We start from the raw sequence: 18826 nt of genomic DNA on the forward strand, positions 1-18826 counted from the left end.
CGCCTCCCAGCGGGATGGGTGAATGTAGTTACGTTACTACGTTGAAGTGGCGAGCTTCAAGCGGTCGATGCGCTTCACCAGATACAAAAAAGCCCCGCCAGCATGCACTGTACGGAGCTTTTTCTTGCAGCTTGCAGCCTAAAGCTTACTTCTGCTCTGGCTGCTCTTTGTGCGACAGGCTGTAAACATACGCCGCCAGCAAATGCACCTTGTCGTTACCTTGCAGGTGCTCTTGTGCAGGCATCTGGCCCTGGCGGCCGTAACGGATGGTCTGCTGCAGTTGCGCGAAGCTGGAGCCGTAGATGAACGCGCCCGGGTGGGTCAGGTCCGGCGCGCCCATGGCAGGGGTGCCTTTACCGGTCGGGCCGTGGCAGGCCACGCAGTTGGTGGCGAACAACTTCTCGCCGTTGGCCACGTCGGCCTTGGCGCCTTCCGGCAGTTTACGGCCATCGAGGTTGGTCAGCACGAAGCCGGCCACGTCGGCCACGCCTTGTTCACCGATGACTTCAGCCCAGCCTGGCATCACCGCATGGCGGCCAGCCATGATGGTGGCCTTGATGGTTTCCGGCTCGCCGCCCCAGCGCCAGTCGGCGTCGGTCAGGTTGGGGAAGCCATAGGCGCCCTTGGCGTCGGAACCGTGGCAGACCGAGCAGTTGGAGGCGAACAAGCGGCCACCCATCTTCAGGGCTTGCGGGTCCTTGGCCACTTCTTCAATGGGCATGGCCGCGAATTTGGCGAAGATCGGCCCGAACTTGGCGTCCGAGCGCGCCATTTCCTTTTCCCACTCGTGCACGCCGGTCCAGCCGCTCTGGCCGTTGGCGAACTGGGTTTGCTTGTCGTTATCGAGGTAGGCATAGCCCGGCAGCAGGCCTTTCCAGTTGCCCAGGCCGGGGTATAGCACCAGGTAACCCAGGGCAAACACGATGGTGCCGACGAACAGCATGAACCACCACTTGGGCAGTGGGTTGTCGTATTCCTCGATACCATCGAACGAGTGGCCAACGGTCTCGTCGGTTTGTTCGGCGCGCTGGCCCTTGCGGGTTGACAGCAGCAGCCAGGTCAGGGCAAAAATGGTACCCAGACTGAGGACTGTGACGTACAGACTCCAGAACGTAGTCATTCTTTGTTACTCCTAGAAGCTTGCTCGACGTGCTTGATGGCTTCGGGATCATCCGCAAAAGGCAACAAGGTCGCGTCTTCAAACTCTGACTTGCGCTTGGGGCTGAACACCCACAACGCCAGGCCGATAAAGGCCACCATCACGACAACGGTGCCCAGGCCTCGAATCATCCCGATATCCATTCAGATCACCGTTTGCTTTTGATGATGGTGCCCAGGCCTTGCAGGTAGGCCACCAGCGCGTCCATTTCGGTCTTGCCCTTGACGGCTGCCTGGGCACCGGCGATGTCTTCGTCGGTGTAAGGCACGCCGAGGGTGCGCAAGACTTCCATTTTCTTGGCAGTGTCTTTGCCGTCGAGCTTGTTTTCCACGAGGAACGGGTACGCCGGCATTTTCGACTCGGGCACCACGTTGCGCGGGTTGTACAAGTGCGCACGCTGCCAGTCATCGGAGTAACGACCGCCAACCCGGGCCAGGTCCGGGCCGGTACGCTTGGAACCCCACAGGAACGGGTGGTCCCACACGCTTTCACCGGCGACCGAGTAGTGGCCGTAGCGTTCGGTTTCGGCACGGAACGGGCGGATCATCTGCGAGTGGCACTGTACGCAGCCGTTGGCGATGTAGATGTCGCGGCCTTCCAGTTCAAGGGCGGTGCGCGGCTTCATGCCTTCGACCGGCTTGTTGGTCACGTCCTGGAAAAACAGCGGAACGATCTGGGTCAGGCCGCCGATACTCACGGCGATGACCATGAAGAAGGCCAGCAGGCCGATATTCTTCTCGACTACTTCATGCTTCATCAGTGGGCTCCCACAACAGCGATCTTGGTGGCGGCTTCAGCGGCTACAGGGTCTGCCGCACGCACGGTGCGCCACACGTTGTAGGCCATGAACAGCATGCCGCTGGCAAAGAACGCGCCGCCTAAGGCACGCACGATGAAACCAGGATGGCTGGCTTGCAGCGCTTCGACGAAGGAGTAGGTGAGGGTGCCGTCGTCGTTGATCGCACGCCACATCAGGCCCTGGGTGATGCCGTTGACCCACATCGAGGCGATGTACAGCACCGTGCCGATAGTGGCCAGCCAGAAGTGGGTATTGATCAGGCTGATGCTGTGCATCTGCGCCCGGCCGTAGAGCTTGGGAATCATGTGGTACAGCGCGCCGATGGAGATCATCGCTACCCAGCCCAGAGCGCCGGCGTGTACGTGGCCGATGGTCCAGTCGGTGTAGTGGGACAGGGCGTTGACGGTCTTGATCGCCATCATCGGGCCTTCAAAGGTCGACATGCCGTAGAACGCCAGCGACACCACCAAAAAGCGCAGGATCGGGTCGGTGCGCAGCTTATGCCAGGCGCCCGAGAGGGTCATCATGCCGTTGATCATGCCGCCCCAGCTGGGCGCCAGCAGGATGATCGACATGGCCATGCCCAGGGACTGTGCCCAGTCTGGCAACGCGGTGTAGTGCAGGTGGTGAGGACCGGCCCAGATATACAGGGTGATCAGCGCCCAGAAGTGCACGATGGACAGGCGATAGGAGTAGATCGGACGCTCGGCCTGTTTTGGCACGAAGTAGTACATCATCCCCAGGAAACCGGTGGTCAGGAAGAAACCTACGGCGTTGTGGCCGTACCACCACTGGATCATCGCATCGGTCGCACCGGCGTAGGCCGAGTAGGACTTGAAGAAACTCACCGGCAAGGACGCGTGGTTGACGATGTGCAGCATCGCCGTCACGACGATGAATGCGCCGTAGAACCAGTTGCCGACGTAGATGTGCTTGGTCTTGCGCTTGACGATGGTGCCAAAGAACACAATGCCGTAGACCACCCAGACAATCGCCAGAAGGATGGCAAGGGGCCATTCCAATTCCGCGTATTCCTTGGTGGTGGTGAAGCCCATTGGCAGGGTGATGATGGCGCCGATGATGACCGCTTGCCAGCCCCAGAAGGTGAAGGCGGCGAGACCGTCGGAAATCAGTCGCGTCTGGCAGGTTCGCTGCACGACATAGTAGGAAGTGGCAAACAGTGCACATCCGCCGAAGGCGAAGATCACCAGGTTGGTGTGCAGTGGGCGTAGGCGTCCAAACGTCGTCCATGGCAGGTCGAAGTTCAACTCCGGCCAGACCAGTTGCGAGGCGATGAAGACACCGAGCCCCATGCCAAGGATCCCCCAGACCACCGTCATGATGGCGAACTGGCGGACTACCTTATAGTTATAAGCAGTCGGACTGATTGCTGTGCTCATTCTAAGGTTCCACGGTTTAGGTGTTTTATTAGGATAAAAATCGGTCGCAAGTATGGAGAAAGCGAGGTGCCATTGCAACGTAACGCTGACCTGCGTCAATGCTTTACAAACCAGATTCTGCGCCCTTTCCATGTTTGGCGTAAGGACAAAATCCAAAATGAAAAGCTGACGGGTTGGACAGGAATTTTGAGCGGACGCAGGTCCTTGCGCCGAGGTCAGTGCAAACACGCTGGCGGGGGGATGAGCGGTCAATGGCGCGATAGCCGGTCACTGCCAGCCTTTGCGCCTGTCACCCTGCTGGAGCGTTTGACTCGTCGAGTGCAAGTCGAGCTGCGACCGACCAACGCCGGCCCACTGTCGAAACAAGCGTAGACCCGAATGGCGAGAGGGGAAAGGTGTGCTTTGGAAGGGTGCGACAATGGGGCGCAGGGCGCAGTGGTGAGTAGCAAGCTGCAAACGGAAAGTTTGGAGCGGGGAGGGAGAGGGCTGCAAGAGCCGAGTTGAGAACCCTTCTCTTGCAGCTTGCAGCTTGAAGCTTACTTCTGCTCCTTCTGCGACAGACTGTAAACGTAAGCCGCCAACAGATGAACCTTGTCATTGCCTTGCAGGGCTTCCTGCGCCGGCATCTGGCCCTGGCGGCCGTGGCGGATGGTCTGTTGCAACTGCGCCAGGCTGGTGCCATAGATGAACCCGGCAGGTTGCGTCAGGTTCGGCGCGCCCATGGCTTCGACACCGCGGCCCTCTGGGCCGTGGCAAGCTACGCAGGTGGTGTCGAACGCTTGCTTGCCAGCGGCCAGGTCGACCTTGCTGTCAGCCGGCAGCGGCAACTTGGCCAGGTCTTGGCGTACATAGGCGGCGACGTTTTTCACTCCGTCTTCGCCCAGTACTTCACCCCAGGCCGGCATGGCGGCATGGCGACCGTTCATGATGGTCAGCTTGATTGCCTCCGCCGACCCGCCCCAGCGCCAGTTGGTGTCCGCCAGGTTCGGGAAGCCATAGGCACCCTTGGCGTCAGAGCCGTGGCACACCGCGCAGTTGGAGGCAAACAGGCGGCCGCCCATTTTCAACGCTTGCGGGTCCTTAGCCACTTCTTCCACGGGCATGGCAGCAAATTTGGCGAAGATCGGCCCAAACTTGGCGTCGGCCTTGGCCATTTCCTTGTCCCATTCCTTGTTTTGCGTCCAGCCGTCTTCATAGCCCGGCAAGACGCCTTTCCAGTTGCCCAGGCCGGGATAGAGGATCAGGTAGCCGACGGCAAACACCAGGGTGCCGGCGAACAACAGGAACCACCATTGGGGCAGGGGGTTGTCGTACTCCTCAATCCCGTCGAAGGCGTGGCCCATGGTCTGGTCGACGCTGCCCTTGGTCTCGCCCTTGCGGGTGCCGAACAGCAGCCAGGTCAGGCCGATCAGGCTGCCCAGGGTCAGTACACAGATCCATGTACTCCAAAAGGTAGTCATGGCCGAATGCTCCTTGTTACAGGCTCTTCTTGAGCGTCGGATGGGGTGTCGATGGCGTCAGGCTTAGGCTCATCGGCAAATGGCAGCAGGCAGGCCTCGGCGAACTCCGGGTTGCGCTTGGCGTTGAACACCCACAGCGACAGGCCGATGAAGGCAATCGCCACCACCAGCGTGCCGAGGCCGCGGATCATTCCGGTATCCAGTTCAAAACCCATGGTTCACCTCTTGCTCTTGATTGCAGTGCCGAGCACTTGCAGGTAGGAGACCAGGGCGTCCATTTCGGTCTTGCCCTTGAGGCTGTCCACGGCCGCGGTGATGTCCGCGTCGGTGTACGGCACGCCGAGGGTGCGCATGACCTTGAGCTTGGTTTCGGTGTGGCTGCTGTCGACCTGGGCGGTGACCAGCCATGGGTAGGCCGGCATCTTCGACTCAGGCACGACGTTGCGCGGGTTGTACAAGTGCGCGCGGTGCCAGTCGTCGGAGTAGCGTGCGCCCACCCGGGCCAGGTCCGGCCCGGTACGCTTGGAGCCCCACAGGAACGGGTGGTCCCACACGCTTTCGCCGGCGACCGAGTAGTGGCCGTAGCGTTCGGTCTCGGCGCGGAACGGCCGGATCATTTGCGAATGGCACTGTACACAGCCTTCGCGGATGTAGATGTCACGGCCTTCCAGTTGCAGCGCGGTGTAGGGCTTCATGCCTTCGACCGGCTTGTTGGTCACGTCCTGGAAGAACAGCGGGACGATCTGCGTCAGGCCGCCGATACTCACGGCGAGCACCATCAGCAGCATCAGCAGGCCGACGTTCTTTTCAATCGTTTCGTGTTTCATCATCGACTCCTCAGGCCATCTGCGCCGCAGCGGCCACTTCGGCAGGTTGTGCCGAACGCACGGTGCGCCAAGTGTTGTAAGCCATCAGGAACATGCCGCTGAGGAAGATCGCCCCGCCCACCAACCGCACGATGAAGCCTGGGTGGCTGGCCACCAGGGTTTCGACGAAGGAATAGGTCAAGGTGCCGTCTTCGTTGACCGCACGCCACATCAGGCCCTGGGCAATGCCGTTGACCCACATCGAGGCGATGTAGAGCACGGTGCCGATAGTGGCCAGCCAGAAGTGCGCGTTGATCAGGCCGAGGCTGTACATCTGCTCGCGACCGAAGACTTTCGGGATCATGTGGTACAGCGCGCCGATGGAAATCATCGCCACCCAACCCAGAGCGCCGGCGTGTACGTGGCCGATGGTCCAGTCGGTGTAGTGGGACAGGGCGTTAACGGTCTTGATCGCCATCATCGGCCCTTCAAAGGTCGACATGCCGTAGAACGCCAGCGATACAACGAGGAAGCGCAGGATCGGGTCGCTGCGCAGCTTATGCCAGGCGCCCGAGAGGGTCATCATGCCGTTGATCATGCCGCCCCAGCTTGGCGCCAGCAGAACCAGTGACATCACCATGCCCAGGGACTGTGCCCAGTCCGGCAGCGCGGTGTAGTGCAGGTGGTGCGGACCGGCCCAGATGTACAGGGTGATCAGTGCCCAGAAGTGCACGATGGACAGGCGATAGGAGTAGACCGGACGCTCGGCCTGTTTCGGCACGAAGTAGTACATCATCCCCAAAAAGCCCGCAGTGAGGAAGAAACCTACGGCGTTATGGCCGTACCACCACTGCACCATGGCATCCGTCGCACCACCGTAGAGGGAGTAGGACTTGGTCAGGCTGACCGGGATTTCCAGGTTGTTGACGATATGCAGGATCGCCACGGTGATGATGAACGAACCGAAGAACCAGTTGCCCACGTAGATGTGCTTGGTGTTGCGCTTGGCCACGGTGCCGAAGAACACGATGGCATAGGCGACCCAGACGATGGTGATCAGGATGTCGATCGGCCATTCCAGCTCGGCGTATTCCTTGGAGCTGGTGTAGCCCAGCGGCAAGCTGACCGCTGCCAGTACAATCACCAACTGCCAGCCCCAGAAGCAGAACGCGGCGACTTTCGGCGCGAACAGCTGGGTCTGGCAGGTGCGTTGTACCGCGTAGAAGGAGCTGGCAAACAGCGCACAGCCACCAAACGCGAAAATCACCGCGTTGGTGTGCAGTGGGCGCAATCGACCGAAACTGGTCCAAGGCAGGTTGAAGTTGAGTTCGGGCCATACCAACTGGGCAGCGAGAAAAACCCCGAGCCCCATGCCGACGATGCCCCACACCACCGTCATAATGGCGAATTGGCGGACCACCTTGTAGTTATAGGCGGTACTTAAAGTAGTGTTCATGGTTCCCCATCCACGGTTCAACCCAAGCAGATACGGCACTTGGGCTGGAGTTATAGGCAGACTAAAAAGCGAGGTAAGCATGGGCAAAGAGCACAAGGCCAGTATTGACGGGGATCAATGGGCGCAGTGTGTGCGTGAACACGGGTGGTTGTGGAATGCGGCCACGAGCGTTGACGTGGGCCAATCACCGACGCTGATCCTGGCTCACGGTGCCGGTGCGCCGATGGATTCGGGCTTTATGGGCGACATGGCTGCACGCCTTGCCGGGCATGGGGTCAACGTGTTGCGCTTCGAGTTTCCCTACATGGCCCAGCGCCGTGTGGACGGTGGCAAACGCCCACCGAACCCGGCCCCCAGACTGTTGGAATGCTGGCGCGAGGTGTATGCCCAGGTGCGACGTCATGTCGCTGGGCCGCTGGCTATCGGCGGCAAGTCCATGGGCGGGCGAATGGCCAGTTTACTGGCCGATGAACTGGCGGTTGATGCGCTGGTGTGCCTGGGTTATCCGTTCTATGCGGTGGGCAAGCCGCAAAAGCCCCGGGTCGAGCACTTGGCCGGGCTGAAGACGTCGACCTTGATTGTGCAGGGCGAGCGCGATGCGTTGGGCAATCGGGCGGCGGTGCAGGGTTATGTGCTGTCGCCGGGCATCGAGGTGATGTGGCTGGTGGCGGGGGATCATGATCTGAAGCCGTTGAAGGCTTCGGGGTTTACCCATGAGCAGCATTTGGAGGCTGCGGCGGGGAAGGTGGCTGGGTTTCTCGGCGGCTGTTAGGGCCTCATCGCAGGCAAGCCAGCTCCCACATTTTGAATGTATTCACAGATCAAAATGTGGGAGCTGGCTTGCCTGCGATAGCGATCTAGCGGTTAAACCGCTCCACCAGCGAATACTGCGTATTGGCCGTATGGGTCAGCTCCTCACTCAACTGCGCCGAGTTCAACGCCTGCTCCGACGTCTGGTCCGCCAACAAGGCAATGGTGCTGATATTGCGGCTGATCTCTTCGGCCACCGAGCTTTGCTCCTCGGTCGCGGCGGCGATCTGGGTGGTCATGTCGGTGATGTGCGCCACCGCCTCGCTGATCCCCACCAGCGCTGCGTCAGCCTCCATCACCCGGGCCACGCCTTCTTCAGCCTGGCGATGCCCGGCATCCATGGTCTGCACGGCGGTGCTGGCGGTCTGTTGCAACTTGGCGATCAGGGCATGGATCTGCCCGGTGGACTCGCTGGTGCGTTGCGCCAGTTGCCGCACTTCATCGGCCACCACCGCAAACCCGCGGCCCATCTCACCGGCACGTGCCGCTTCGATGGCGGCGTTCAGGGCCAGCAGGTTGGTCTGGTCGGCAATGCCCTTGATCACATCCACCACACCGCCGATTTCGTCGCTGTCCTTGGCCAGTTGGGTCACGGTGCTCCCGGTCTCCCCGACCACCACCGACAGGCGCTGGATGGCTTCGCGGGTTTCCCCGGCAATGTCGCGGCCACGGCTGGTCAGGCGATTGGCTTCCTGGGTCGCATCGGCCGTGCGCTGTACATGGCTGGCGACTTCCTGGGTGGTGGCGGCCATCTGGTTGACCGCGGTGGCCACCTGTTCGGTCTCCACGCGCTGGCGCTCCAGGCTCGTTGAGCTGTTGTGGGCCAGGGTGTTGGACTGCCGCGCCTGGTCGTTCAGATGCTCGGCGGTGTCCTGCAAACGGGTCAGGCAGGTCTTCAGGCGGGCTTCCTGGCTGAGGATCGACATCTCCAGGCGTGCTTGCGCGCCACGGCTGTCGGTGTACATCTGCGCGATCAGCGGGTCGGAGGTGGTCTGTTCGGCCAGGCGCAGCAGGCGCTTGAGGCCGCGCTGTTGCCAGCTCAGGCCAAGCAGGCCCAGCGGCACCGACAAGGCGGCGGCCAGGGCAAAGCCCCAGTGCGAGTTGAACCAGATGCCGATCAGGAAGCCCAGCTGGCTGACCAGGATAAACGGCAGCCAGTCCTGGAGCACCGGCAGCCATTGGTCGCTGCGTGGGATCGCCGACTTGCCCTGGTTGATCCGCAGGTACAGCGCTTCGGCGCGGCGGATCTGCTCGGCGGTCGGCTTGACCCGTACCGATTCGTAGCCGACCACCTGTTCGCCGTCGAACACCGGGGTCACATAGGCGTTGACCCAGTAGTGATCGCCGGTCTTGCAGCGGTTCTTGACGATGCCCATCCATGGCAAGCCTTGTTTGAGCGTCGCCCACATGTGCCCGAACACGGCCGCCGGCACGTCGGGGTGACGAACCAGGTTGTGTGGGGCGCGCATCAGCTCTTCCCGGGAAAACCCACTGATCTCGACAAACGCGTCGTTGCAGTAAGTGATCACGCCTTTGGCATCGGTCGTGGAGATCAACCTTTGTTGAGCCGGGAAGGTACGTTCGCGCTGGGTAACGGGTTGGTTATTACGCATGATTGATCAATCCGCAAGGCTTTGACGGGTTGTCGGCCGCGGCGGGCTTTTATTTAACTTAATTTTTGCAATAATCGGCGCGGCCTCAGCGGGTGCCCAGGATGTCGACAGCCATACGCTGTTGGATGGTGGTCCGGGCGTAGTCGCGGATGAAGGCCGAGCGGTCGGTGGGCTCCAGTTTCAAGCGGGCCAGGGCGGCGATGGCTGCCTCCAGGTCGGCGGGGGTAAACACCGAAGCGTTGGCGATATGAGTGGTAGCAAAGTGTTTTGGATAGCCGGCCAGGCCTGCCAGGATCGGCTTGCCGGTGGCGGCGTACTCGAACAGTTTGGAGGGGACGACCTTGAGGAACGCCTGGAATGTATTGAGGTGCAAAAAGAGCACATCGGCCTCTTGATAGTCATCAATGAGTTGGGAGCGGGGCCTGGGGGCAATCAGCTCGACATTGGTGATCTGCAGGCGTTGCAGCTCGTCGCGCAGCTTTTGCAGGGTGCCGCCATGGCCAATCACCGAGAAGCAGGCGCTGTCAGCCAGCCGTTGTGCCAGCGGCGGGATGATTTTTTCCAGGCCCTGGCCAGCACCGATATTGCCAGCATAGACAATTTTCAGTCGGTCGGTGGGTGCGCGGGCTGGGCCCTGTGGGAGCGGTGGCTTGAAAAAGGCATCGTCCACGCCATTGGTAAAGGTGGAAAACGTCTTGTGCGGATAGCGTTCGACGAAATAAGCGAGAAACCCCGGTGACACCAGGTTGACCCGCGACGCCTGGTTGATCGTCAGTCGTTCGACCACGGCAAACAGCCGGGCCAGGACCTTGCCCCGGATACCGGGGAAAAGCTCGGGCAACACATCGACGAAAATATCGCGGATATCCAGATAGAGCGCAGTCTTGCGCGTGTGGGCGATAGTGGCGGCCAGGGCGGCGGTCATCAGCCGCGAGGACGAAGCAAGGATCAAGTCGTACGCCTTGCCTTTTATCGCCTGGCGCACCCCGCGGGCATAGGCCGTGAACCCCCAGGCCTGATCGCAGAAGTTGTTGGCGTGCCTGGGCAGGGCTATGCGCGTAATACAAAGCCCCGGGCGCTGCGGGTCAGCGCTGTCGGCGGTGTAGGAGGTGGCATAGCGGTTGGGGTGAGTGGTGAGCAAGTCGATCTGCACCTCGCCGCCAGGGTGCGCCAGCAGGGCCTCGACCATCGCTTCGACACGGAAGGCTGCCAGGTCAGGCGGGTAGTAGAAGCTCAAGAGCAGGATACGGGTGGTCATGGATGCCCCCGGCCCTTGCCCGCTAACCGCTGGTACAGCGTCACCAGCTCTGCCTCCTGCTGTTCCCAGTTCAAGTATCTGGCGGCAACTCGTGTGTTGCCGGCATACCGGCGGCGTAGCGCGGGATCATTCAGCAGGCGCGTGAGAGCCGTTTGCAGTGGCAGGTCGTCGCCCGCCGGCACCAGCAGCCCGATGTCATGGGTCCTGACAATCCGACGAATTTCCGGGAAGTCCGTGGCGATCACCGGCAGCCCGGCAATCACGTACTCGAACAGTTTGTTGGAGTCGGTGGTGAAGTGGTTCAGGCAGGTGTTTTCGAGGGGCTGTACGCCAATGTCGGCCGATGCGGTGTAGCTGGGTAACTCCGCCAGGGGCACCACCGGGATAAAATGCACGCGTTCAGTCAAGCCCAGTTCATCGCGCAATGTCATCAGCGGTACGCTCAGTTTTCCGCCGCCGATCAGCACGAAGTACGCATTCTGTACGCTGGCTGCTACCCGCAGCAGGCGCTCCAGCCCGCGTCCCTGCTGCAATCCACCCTGATAGACGACGATCGGCCAGGGCTGCAACAGCCCCAGTTCCGCGCGGATCCGTTGTGTCGGCGGGCTGTTGCTGAACCGTGGCCGATTCTGCAGCACCTGCGGGCGGGCAATGGCGTAGGCCCGGGCAAAGAACTTCGCCCGGGCCTGGGTGGTGGTGATGTTGCCGTCAGTCCTGGGCATCAACGTGCGCTCGACCCGCGCCACCCACTGGCGATAGCGCCCGTAACCTTCGCGGCTGGTGCTGAGCTCATGGGCGTCATACACCAGCTTTGCGCCACTGAGCCGGGCGGCGAGCCAGGCACTGGGCAGGGTATTGACGTCATGGGCGTGGATCACGCTTGCGCGATGCCAGGCGATACGCGTTACCAGGCCGATATGGGTCCACAGCCGCGCCACGACGCGCAGGGCGGTCATGGGGTTGCCGGCAGCCGGCGCGCCCGTCGATGGGGGCACCTTGGCGCCGCGCCATCGCCATAGCGGACGGCGGGCTACCCGTATCACCTGGATACCCTCCGTGAGGGTTTCTTTACTACGGGTCACGCCGGGGGTATGCAGCGCGAATACCGTGACGTGATAGCCCGCCGACTGCAGTGTCTGGGCCTGTTTCAAGACCCGGGCGTCGTGACGGAATTCGTTCCAGACGATCATGGCAATACGGGGCACGTGAACCCACTCCTGTTCGGGCAGTTGCAAATCAATGGGCCAAAAACAGGGCATTGATTTTGTGTTGGTGGCTTTTCAGATAGATCGCGTCCTCGATCAGCGCCTTGAGCCGGGCAAGACTTTGCCGGACCAGGATCAACGAGATCAGGGCGATATAAATGGGGGCAGGGTTCATGTACAGGAAGTCCATGACCATAAAGGCAAAGGTTCCCAGGAAACCCAGGGAGGACAGGGCATTGAGCAGTGGGTTGTGGTGGCGCTGCACAAGTGAGCGAATGCGCGCTTGGCGATTGTATAAAACGATGACCAGTGCTGTGGCCACGACAATATAGAGCAGGGCAATGGTCAGTAACGCCGGGTAGATATACAGCAGGGTGCCGAGGGCGGTTGTCACAAAGGTGGCCGCGGACAAACCGCGGGTGAACCTGGAAAACACCAGCACTGCCAAGGGGCGCTGATTATTTAAAGGGGCCGGCTTTGGGTGGCGGTTCATCAGTTGGTCGGCGCCCGTTCTTGAATAGCGCGACGCGATGAGTTCCGAGACTAGATACAGGCCGTAAAACACAGCGGTCAACACACTGAGGCCGATAATCAGCCAGGGCTTGCTGAACGCCTTGAATACCGGCGGTAAATACTCGGGTATCGAGTCGGAGCCCAGCAGGATGAGGATTTTGATCGGCAACAAGAACGTGACGATCAATAGGCCTTGTGCGCAGAAGTGTGCGGTATGTGCGGTCAAGGTGGCGGTTGGAGTGACCCGCATGAATTTACGAGCCAATGACATGCACCAACCGAGTGTCGAGAGCAGGATGATCTGTAGGGTCGACGCTTTCTCGATGGTCATTTGCATCTCGTATGAGGTTGAGTTCTGCCCTGGAAATCTGCAGCGTGTCGCTTTGCATGACCACGCGTTGCCTGGCGTTCAGGGATTTTTCCTGGAAAATGCCCGGGTTCAGGAACAGGCTTTCAATGGCATCGCTCAGTTCGGTGAAACTGTCCGGGGCCGCCAGGAAACCACTGTCGTCATCGACAAATTCCGGTATTGCGCCGACCCGATTGGTGACGGGCACCAGGCCCGAGGCCATTGCCTCGTCGCGGGAAACACCTTGGGTGTCCATACGGCTGGGGCACAGGAACACCCCATAGTGTTTATGCAGTTCAGCGATTTCGGATTGTTTCAGGTAACCCTTTTCAATCCGTACATTGGGGTATTGGCGTAGGGGGGCCAGTGTTTCCTCAAATAACGGCCCATCGCCGATCAGGCGAAACTCCAGTTCATTGAACCAGGGTTTTTGCGCCAGCAACTGGATGGCCTTGACACTCAGGTCATTGGCATAGGTGCGCGAGACATAGGGGCGGATCGAGAGGATTTTCTTGCGCTGCTCAGGCGGTTTTTCCTGATAGGAAAACAACTGGGTATTGATCGGGTTATGAATGATCCGGTACTGGTTGTTCGGCAGGCGAAAGCCCAGGTCCTCCATGACTTCCTCGGCAAAGTGGCGCGAGACGAAGACCAATTGCAAATTGGCCGGCATGGGGTTCAGCAGCGTGCGCCAGAACGCCAGGCGCCGGTCGCTTTCAAGTTTGCCCAATTGCCGTTGCTCTTCGCTGGCGTAGTTGTGCGCCCGTCGCCACCAGGGCTGGATTTCGGCGCCGTGGACCCAGACGATCATGCGCAGGCTGTGCACATGCAGGCGCAAGACTTCCCACATCTGCGGGTCCAGGAAGTGCACCAGCACCGAGGGGTATGCCCCCGACCCGAGCAGGGTGGCCAGGGCCGCCTGGGCGCCGGTGATGACATCCACATTTTCAAACTCTTGGTAGCTGACCGGCTCATTGGGCCGCAGGCGGAACACATCCACCGCCAGCCCTTGGGCTTGATAGGCGCTCACACGGGTGTGCAAGAAACCGTTGCGGTACAGGTCGTCATAGGCCGGGTAATGGTTGGTCAGCAGCAGGTGCCCGGCCTTGGCCAGCAGGGTCGACGGCTGGATATCGCGATGGCCCAGGACCAGTGCCTTGAGCGTTGTACTGCCGCTTGCATAAACGCGGACCCCCAGGCGTACATAGGCGGCTTCAGGCGGTACGTCGCAGCTCTGGTTGCGGTTGGCCGTGTGCAGCAGCGTGCTGATGCGTTGTTGCTGGGCATCAAGAAACAGGATGACCAATTGAATGTTCAGGCCTGGGGTGGTGTCGAGGAACAGTTTCAGGGGCGCACTGCTCGCCAGCTGGGCCACGGGCAGTTCTTGCCTGGCGTAGTGGTACTCGTGGCGACCGTCCGCGAGGGATGAACGGATGTGCCAGGTATCGGCCTCAACCTCGGTTTGCAGCAACCGGCTGCCGATTGGGCCAAACAGTTTGGCCAAGGCTGCACCGCTGATGTGGGGTGTACTGGCACTCACGTGCAGCGGTGGGATGCTTTCTGCGTGACGTTGAAGTGCGTCGAGGCTGATACCGCTGTCCACCCCCAGATCATCCACCCTGGCGCTGAGGTGCTGTGGGTTGGTGCCAGCCGCGTCCTTGCAGTAGTTGAAGGCGTCAATCGCCAGGGCCTGCGGGTCTTGGTAGGCAAGGGTGGGCAGGGCGTGGAGCCAAGCGCAAGCCGTTTGCCCGGCCAGCGCCGAGGGCTTGATCAGTGCGCACCGGGCGGCAATGGCGCGGGCGCACCGGTAGTCTTGCCCGGCGTTGCGCAGGTGGATGCCATGCTCGTCGGCCATGTAGTGCGCGACCTTGCCGATCACGTTGGCCTGGCTGTAGCGTGTGGCCAGGGCCAGGTCGAGCAGGTAGTGGGGGCCGTAGTAGTCCTCGGCCATCATCCCGCCCACCCAGTCTGCGCCGTTGGCCAGTTCGGCCACGGTCACGGCGTTCAAGTGTTTGCGGCTGATCAGGCGCAATCGTGGGTCTGTGGCGGTTGCACCGACGTTGACCACGACCTGCATGATGACATTGCTGTAGCGCTGCCGCTGCAGGTGCCGGGTCAGAGCCAGGAGTTCGGCGTTATTGACCGCGTTGGCGAGGATGCAAATCGTGGGCAAGGGATCGGCTTGAGGGGTGCCGGTGACTTTGGCCATGACATAGCGCAAGCGATGCGCGTAGGTATGCTCCTGCATCACCTTGCGCAAGCCGGCCAGGCGCAATTTGGCGCTGTGTTGTGGGTTGTCCGCCAGCGCCTGGAGCCGGTTGAGCCGGTGCGCGCTGTTGTCGGTGGTGATCACCAGGTCACCCAGCAATACGCGCAGGCCCCGGGAGAAATTGCTGACCGTCAGGGTGTTGGAGCCCAGCAGCTCGAAGACGCGCCGCGCAAACATGGACTGGGATTGCTTGATCGAATTGAGGTTGACCCCGTAACGATAGCCTTTGTAGGCCAGGTCCATTTGCGCGCTGCTCAGCGTGCCGACGATGTAAGGCTGATACTCGCTGGGGAATTGGTAGCGGGGGTCTTGTTTGCCGAGGTTGCGGTCGAAGATCTCCAGGGGCCGCAAGCGTGGCAGCTCGCTGATAAGGTTGACCAGATCGCGGGTCCGCTCGGGATAACGCACGTAGTAGGCGCCTGCAAAGCAGAACCCATCCTTGCGTTCATACAGTTCGATCGGGTTGTGCACCGCCGGCTGGCAAGCAAAGGGCAGCAGGTAGACGCGCTCGTGCCCCAGGGCGCCTTTGTAGCGGTGGATGCAGTCGATATCCGTGGTGAACACCCAGTCGAACTGCTTGGCCGTGTTGAGGAAGGTTTCATAGTGCACGGGGTCTTCCTTGTTCCAGAACACCGTGGGCACGCCGTGGTCCTTGCACCACTGCACGATCTTTCGCAGCTCTTCGCCGTTGTGCCCGACCTTGTTGCGCCACAAGTCGTCCTGGCCGCGCCATGCCGATTCGATAAACAGCAGCTCGGGCTGGAAGGCTTCAAGCTCCGCCAGGCCGTGGGCCGGGGTCAGTTGCAGCAGCTGGCATTCATGGCGGTACGCATCGTAGGTAAAGCTGTCCATTACACAGGCCACTTTTAATGGCCGGGCATTGTCCTGCGCGCCTGGCAACAGGTGGCTGTGGATATAGTCGGCCTCTGCCAGCGGGCGCGGTGCGGGTGTTGCGACCAGGGGTGCCGGGGCCGGCAGGGACTGGCGCGTCTGGTCGCCCCCTGCCTGTCGGGTGAGCGTGCGACGCCTGCGGGCTTGCCGGTACAGCCTGAGCAAGACCGCTGGCAGACGCAGCAGTGCGCCCAGCGATTGGCTGGCGGTCTTTAGCTGATAGCCCAACTGATAGGTCAAGCTGGCGCGTGTCTTGATCAGCCGCTGTTCGGCCAGGTGGCGCTTGGCGTTGGCACTGTGCAGGTGGTCGTTGAGCGTGGCGATTTGCTCACGGGCCTGGGCCAGTTGTTTGCGTAAAGAGCGTTCCATCGCATTCATTCTCGGTATTTCCTCAAGCCGCCAGTACACCGCCAGCATCAATCACCAGGAGGTCATCGCGCAGGGCGGGCATTGACATGAATTCGCGGTGCCTGACCAGCAAGACATGAATCTGCGCCCGCTCAAGGGCGTCGGCGGCATCGGTCAGCGCGTGCATCGACAGGTCGGCGGGCAACGCCTCGATATTCGGCTCCACCAGCAGCAGCCTGACCCCCAGCTCCTGGCCCAGCTGCCGGGCGATACACAGGGCGGGGCTCTCGCGCAGGTCATCGATATCGGCCTTGAATGCCAGGCCATAGCAGGCAATCTGCACACTCCCTGCCGACAGGTCCGTGCGCTTGAGCAGCAGGGTGGCCAACGCCAGCTTGACCTGCTGGATCACCCACTGCGGCTTGTAGTCATTGACCTCACGTGCGGTGCGGATCAACCGCGCCAGTTCCGGGGCCTGGCTGACGATAAACCACGGGTCGACGGCAATGCAGTGCCCACCGACCCCCGGACCTGGCTGGAGTATGTTCACCCGCGGGTGATGGTTGGCCAGGCGAATCAGCTCCCAGGGGTTGATCTTCAACGGTGCGCAGATCATGGAAAGCTCATTGGCGAAGGCGATATTGACGTCGCGAAAGCTGTTTTCCGTGAGCTTGCACATCTCGGCCGTGCGCGCGTCGGTCACCAGGCATTGCCCCTCGACGAACGTCTGGTACAGCTGTGCGGCGGCGGCAGAACAGGCCGGCGTCAGGCCGCCGATGATCCGGTCGTTGCTCACCAGCTCGCGCAGTACATGGCCCGGCAACACGCGCTCCGGGCAATGGGCAACCCGGATATCGCTGGCTTCGCCGTGGGTCGCCGGAAAGCTCAGGTCGGGGCGCGCCCGGGCGAGCCACTGGGCCATGCGTTCGGTGGTGCCTACTGGCGAGGTGGATTCGAGGATGACCAGGTCGCGTTTTTTCAGCACGGGGGCCAGGGCTTCGGCGGCGGCCCTGATGTAGCTCAGGTCGGGCTCATGCTGGTCCTTGAACGGGGTGGGGACGGCGATCAGGAACGCCTGCGCAGGTTCCACCGTGGTGGTTGCCCGCAGGTAGCCTTGGGTGATCACCGCGTGAACCAGTTGCTCCAGCTCGGGCTCGACAATATGCACGGCCCCGCGATTGATGATATCCACGGTGTGCGGGTTGATATCCACGCCGATCACCTGTTTTTTGCGCGAGGCAAAAATGGCGGCCGTGGGCAGGCCGATGTAGCCAAGGCCAATGACGCAAATCTGCTCGACACTCATGCGGCGGCTTCGTTTTTTTGGGGAAAGTCCAGCAGTGCTGCGCGGATACGCAGGCAAGCATTGCCATCGCCATAAGGGTTATGGGCAATGCTCATGGTTCGATAGGCGGCCTGGTTGTTGAGCAACATATTGAGGTGCTGGGTAATGCGCATGACATCGGTGCCCACCAGCTTGACGGTCCCCGCCTCGACCGCTTCGGGGCGCTCGGTGGTATCGCGCATCACCAGCACCGGCTTGCCCAGGGCGGGCGCTTCTTCCTGGATGCCGCCCGAATCGGTGAGGATCAGGTAGGCACGGGTCATCAGGTACACGAAGGGCAGGTAATCCTGAGGGGCAATCAGGTACACATTGTCGATCCCGGCCAACAGGCGTTTTACGGGCTGCTGCACATTGGGGTTCGGGTGCACCGGGTAGACAAAGGCCACCTCTGGAAAGTAGCGGGCGCTGTCAGCCAGGGCCCGGCAGATTCGCTCCAGGCCCTCGCCAAAGTTCTCGCGGCGATGGCCGGTCACCAGCACCATGCGTTGTTTTGGGGGCAGGAAGGAAAACTGCCGATCAAACCTGGCGCGCATTGGCACCAGTTTTTCCACGGCACTGAGCAGTGCATCAATCACGGTGTTACCGGTGACATGAATGTTTTGCGGGGCCACCCCCTCATTGAGCAGGTTCTGCCGCGACGTCTGTGTGGGCGCAAAGTGGAGGGTCGCCAGGCTGCCGGTCAGGCGCCGATTGCCTTCCTCCGGCCAGGGCGAATACAGGTCGTTGGTGCGCAACCCGGCTTCGATGTGCGCAATCGGGATTTGCCGGTAATAGGCCGCCAGGCTGGCAGCGAAGGTGGTGGCGGTGTCGCCATGGACCAGGATCACATCCGGCTTGAAGTCGTCCAGCACCGCCTGCAGCCCCTGGATGATGGCGGTGGTCACATCCGGCAGGTTCTGCGCGGCTTTCATGATGTTCAGGTCGTAGTCAGGCACCAGCTCAAACAGCTCAAGCACCGGGTCCAGCATTTCGCGATGCTGCGCGGTGACGCAGATTTTCGAGTCGAAATGGGGGTCGTTTGCCAGTTGGATGGCCAGCGGCGCCATTTTTATGGCCTCTGGACGGGTACCGAAGATGGACAGGGTCTTGAGAGGCATGGGCATGGGTTCTTATTCGGTGCCTGGTGTAAAGGCGTGGGTTCCCTC

At 61.2% G+C, this 18826-nt stretch carries 16 protein-coding genes; 1 reads left to right on the forward strand and 15 read right to left on the reverse strand.

The window, feature by feature from the left end:
* Nucleotides 1–145: 145 nt before the first annotated feature.
* The 8 genes from ccoP (AO268_RS30560) to ccoN (AO268_RS30595) all read right to left on the reverse strand — a co-directional run bounded on the left by ccoP (AO268_RS30560) (nucleotide 146) and on the right by ccoN (AO268_RS30595) (nucleotide 7080).
* Nucleotides 146–1120 carry a cytochrome-c oxidase, cbb3-type subunit III gene (gene ccoP, locus AO268_RS30560; RefSeq protein ID WP_076961242.1) on the reverse strand — a complete coding sequence of 325 codons (975 nt, stop codon included), beginning with the start codon at nucleotides 1118–1120 and terminating at the stop codon, nucleotides 146–148.
* Nucleotides 1117–1302, reverse strand: coding sequence for a CcoQ/FixQ family Cbb3-type cytochrome c oxidase assembly chaperone (locus tag AO268_RS30565; protein ID WP_003175465.1), 186 nt, complete (start codon nucleotides 1300–1302; stop codon nucleotides 1117–1119). The genes ccoP (AO268_RS30560) and AO268_RS30565 overlap by 4 nt, the downstream gene beginning before the upstream one ends.
* 5 nt (nucleotides 1303–1307) lie before the next feature.
* Nucleotides 1308–1916, reverse strand: coding sequence for a cytochrome-c oxidase, cbb3-type subunit II (gene ccoO / locus AO268_RS30570; RefSeq protein WP_076961243.1), 609 nt, complete (start codon nucleotides 1914–1916; stop codon nucleotides 1308–1310).
* Complete coding sequence (gene ccoN / locus AO268_RS30575; RefSeq protein WP_076961244.1) at nucleotides 1916–3358, reverse strand: cytochrome-c oxidase, cbb3-type subunit I; 1443 nt, start codon at nucleotides 3356–3358, stop codon at nucleotides 1916–1918. The genes ccoO (AO268_RS30570) and ccoN (AO268_RS30575) overlap by 1 nt, the downstream gene beginning before the upstream one ends.
* A 536-nt stretch (nucleotides 3359–3894) precedes the next feature.
* The gene (gene ccoP / locus AO268_RS30580) at nucleotides 3895–4818 is read right to left on the reverse strand and encodes a cytochrome-c oxidase, cbb3-type subunit III (protein WP_099170763.1); all 924 of its coding nucleotides are present in this window, start codon (nucleotides 4816–4818) and stop codon (nucleotides 3895–3897) included.
* Nucleotides 4815–5033: a cbb3-type cytochrome oxidase subunit 3 gene (locus AO268_RS30585; RefSeq protein ID WP_076961246.1), complete on the reverse strand. Its 219-nt coding sequence runs from the start codon at nucleotides 5031–5033 to the stop codon at nucleotides 4815–4817. The genes ccoP (AO268_RS30580) and AO268_RS30585 overlap by 4 nt, the downstream gene beginning before the upstream one ends.
* A 3-nt stretch (nucleotides 5034–5036) precedes the next feature.
* Complete coding sequence (gene ccoO / locus AO268_RS30590) at nucleotides 5037–5645, reverse strand: cytochrome-c oxidase, cbb3-type subunit II (RefSeq protein WP_029300055.1); 609 nt, start codon at nucleotides 5643–5645, stop codon at nucleotides 5037–5039.
* A gap of 10 nt (nucleotides 5646–5655) precedes the next feature.
* Nucleotides 5656–7080, reverse strand: coding sequence for a cytochrome-c oxidase, cbb3-type subunit I (gene ccoN / locus AO268_RS30595; protein WP_076961247.1), 1425 nt, complete (start codon nucleotides 7078–7080; stop codon nucleotides 5656–5658).
* A gap of 79 nt (nucleotides 7081–7159) precedes the next feature.
* On the opposite strand from ccoN (AO268_RS30595), the gene AO268_RS30600 reads away from it, so the two are divergent.
* Nucleotides 7160–7852, forward strand: coding sequence for an alpha/beta family hydrolase (locus tag AO268_RS30600; RefSeq protein WP_099170764.1), 693 nt, complete (start codon nucleotides 7160–7162; stop codon nucleotides 7850–7852).
* 85 nt (nucleotides 7853–7937) lie between these two features.
* Here the strand turns inward: AO268_RS30600 and AO268_RS30605 are convergent, their stop codons facing one another.
* The 7 genes from AO268_RS30605 to wecB form a co-directional block, all read right to left on the reverse strand.
* On the reverse strand, nucleotides 7938–9503 hold the full coding sequence (locus tag AO268_RS30605; protein WP_076961249.1) for a methyl-accepting chemotaxis protein: 1566 nt from the start codon (nucleotides 9501–9503) through the stop codon (nucleotides 7938–7940).
* Nucleotides 9504–9588: 85 nt separating this feature from the next.
* Nucleotides 9589–10761 carry a glycosyltransferase family 4 protein gene (locus tag AO268_RS30610; RefSeq protein WP_099170765.1) on the reverse strand — a complete coding sequence of 391 codons (1173 nt, stop codon included), beginning with the start codon at nucleotides 10759–10761 and terminating at the stop codon, nucleotides 9589–9591.
* On the reverse strand, nucleotides 10758–11966 hold the full coding sequence (locus tag AO268_RS30615; protein WP_099170766.1) for a glycosyltransferase family 4 protein: 1209 nt from the start codon (nucleotides 11964–11966) through the stop codon (nucleotides 10758–10760). The genes AO268_RS30610 and AO268_RS30615 overlap by 4 nt, the downstream gene beginning before the upstream one ends.
* 31 nt (nucleotides 11967–11997) lie before the next feature.
* Entirely contained in the window at nucleotides 11998–12810 is an 813-nt protein-coding gene (locus tag AO268_RS30620) for a hypothetical protein (RefSeq protein WP_141562861.1), read from the reverse strand.
* Nucleotides 12734–16366: a glycosyltransferase family protein gene (locus AO268_RS30625; RefSeq protein ID WP_257154488.1), complete on the reverse strand. Its 3633-nt coding sequence runs from the start codon at nucleotides 16364–16366 to the stop codon at nucleotides 12734–12736. Before AO268_RS30625 ends, AO268_RS30620 begins: the two co-directional genes overlap by 77 nt.
* Before the next feature lie 13 nt (nucleotides 16367–16379).
* Nucleotides 16380–17642: a UDP-N-acetyl-D-mannosamine dehydrogenase gene (wecC, locus tag AO268_RS30630; RefSeq protein WP_099170769.1), complete on the reverse strand. Its 1263-nt coding sequence runs from the start codon at nucleotides 17640–17642 to the stop codon at nucleotides 16380–16382.
* Nucleotides 17639–18778 carry a non-hydrolyzing UDP-N-acetylglucosamine 2-epimerase gene (gene wecB / locus AO268_RS30635; RefSeq protein WP_076961255.1) on the reverse strand — a complete coding sequence of 380 codons (1140 nt, stop codon included), beginning with the start codon at nucleotides 18776–18778 and terminating at the stop codon, nucleotides 17639–17641. Before wecB ends, wecC begins: the two co-directional genes overlap by 4 nt.
* Between the last annotated feature and the right edge of the window lie 48 nt (nucleotides 18779–18826).

This window comes from Pseudomonas sp. ICMP 8385, from assembly GCF_002699915.1.
GTDB lineage: Bacteria > Pseudomonadota > Gammaproteobacteria > Pseudomonadales > Pseudomonadaceae > Aquipseudomonas > Aquipseudomonas gessardii.

Coding starts and splice junctions, on each gene's coding strand:
- AO268_RS30585 (WP_076961246.1), bottom strand. CDS start 5,033: ATGGGTTTTGAACTGGATACCGGAATGATCCGCGGCCTCGGCACGCTG.
- wecB (WP_076961255.1), bottom strand. CDS start 18,778: ATGCCTCTCAAGACCCTGTCCATCTTCGGTACCCGTCCAGAGGCCATA.
- AO268_RS30600 (WP_099170764.1), top strand. CDS start 7,160: ATGGGCAAAGAGCACAAGGCCAGTATTGACGGGGATCAATGGGCGCAG.
- ccoO (WP_029300055.1), bottom strand. CDS start 5,645: ATGAAACACGAAACGATTGAAAAGAACGTCGGCCTGCTGATGCTGCTG.
- AO268_RS30565 (WP_003175465.1), bottom strand. CDS start 1,302: ATGGATATCGGGATGATTCGAGGCCTGGGCACCGTTGTCGTGATGGTG.
- ccoO (WP_076961243.1), bottom strand. CDS start 1,916: ATGAAGCATGAAGTAGTCGAGAAGAATATCGGCCTGCTGGCCTTCTTC.
- wecC (WP_099170769.1), bottom strand. CDS start 17,642: ATGAGTGTCGAGCAGATTTGCGTCATTGGCCTTGGCTACATCGGCCTG.
- ccoN (WP_076961247.1), bottom strand. CDS start 7,080: ATGAACACTACTTTAAGTACCGCCTATAACTACAAGGTGGTCCGCCAA.
- ccoN (WP_076961244.1), bottom strand. CDS start 3,358: ATGAGCACAGCAATCAGTCCGACTGCTTATAACTATAAGGTAGTCCGC.
- AO268_RS30625 (WP_257154488.1), bottom strand. CDS start 16,366: ATGAATGCGATGGAACGCTCTTTACGCAAACAACTGGCCCAGGCCCGT.
- AO268_RS30605 (WP_076961249.1), bottom strand. CDS start 9,503: ATGCGTAATAACCAACCCGTTACCCAGCGCGAACGTACCTTCCCGGCT.
- AO268_RS30610 (WP_099170765.1), bottom strand. CDS start 10,761: ATGACCACCCGTATCCTGCTCTTGAGCTTCTACTACCCGCCTGACCTG.
- AO268_RS30620 (WP_141562861.1), bottom strand. CDS start 12,810: ATGACCATCGAGAAAGCGTCGACCCTACAGATCATCCTGCTCTCGACA.
- ccoP (WP_099170763.1), bottom strand. CDS start 4,818: ATGACTACCTTTTGGAGTACATGGATCTGTGTACTGACCCTGGGCAGC.
- ccoP (WP_076961242.1), bottom strand. CDS start 1,120: ATGACTACGTTCTGGAGTCTGTACGTCACAGTCCTCAGTCTGGGTACC.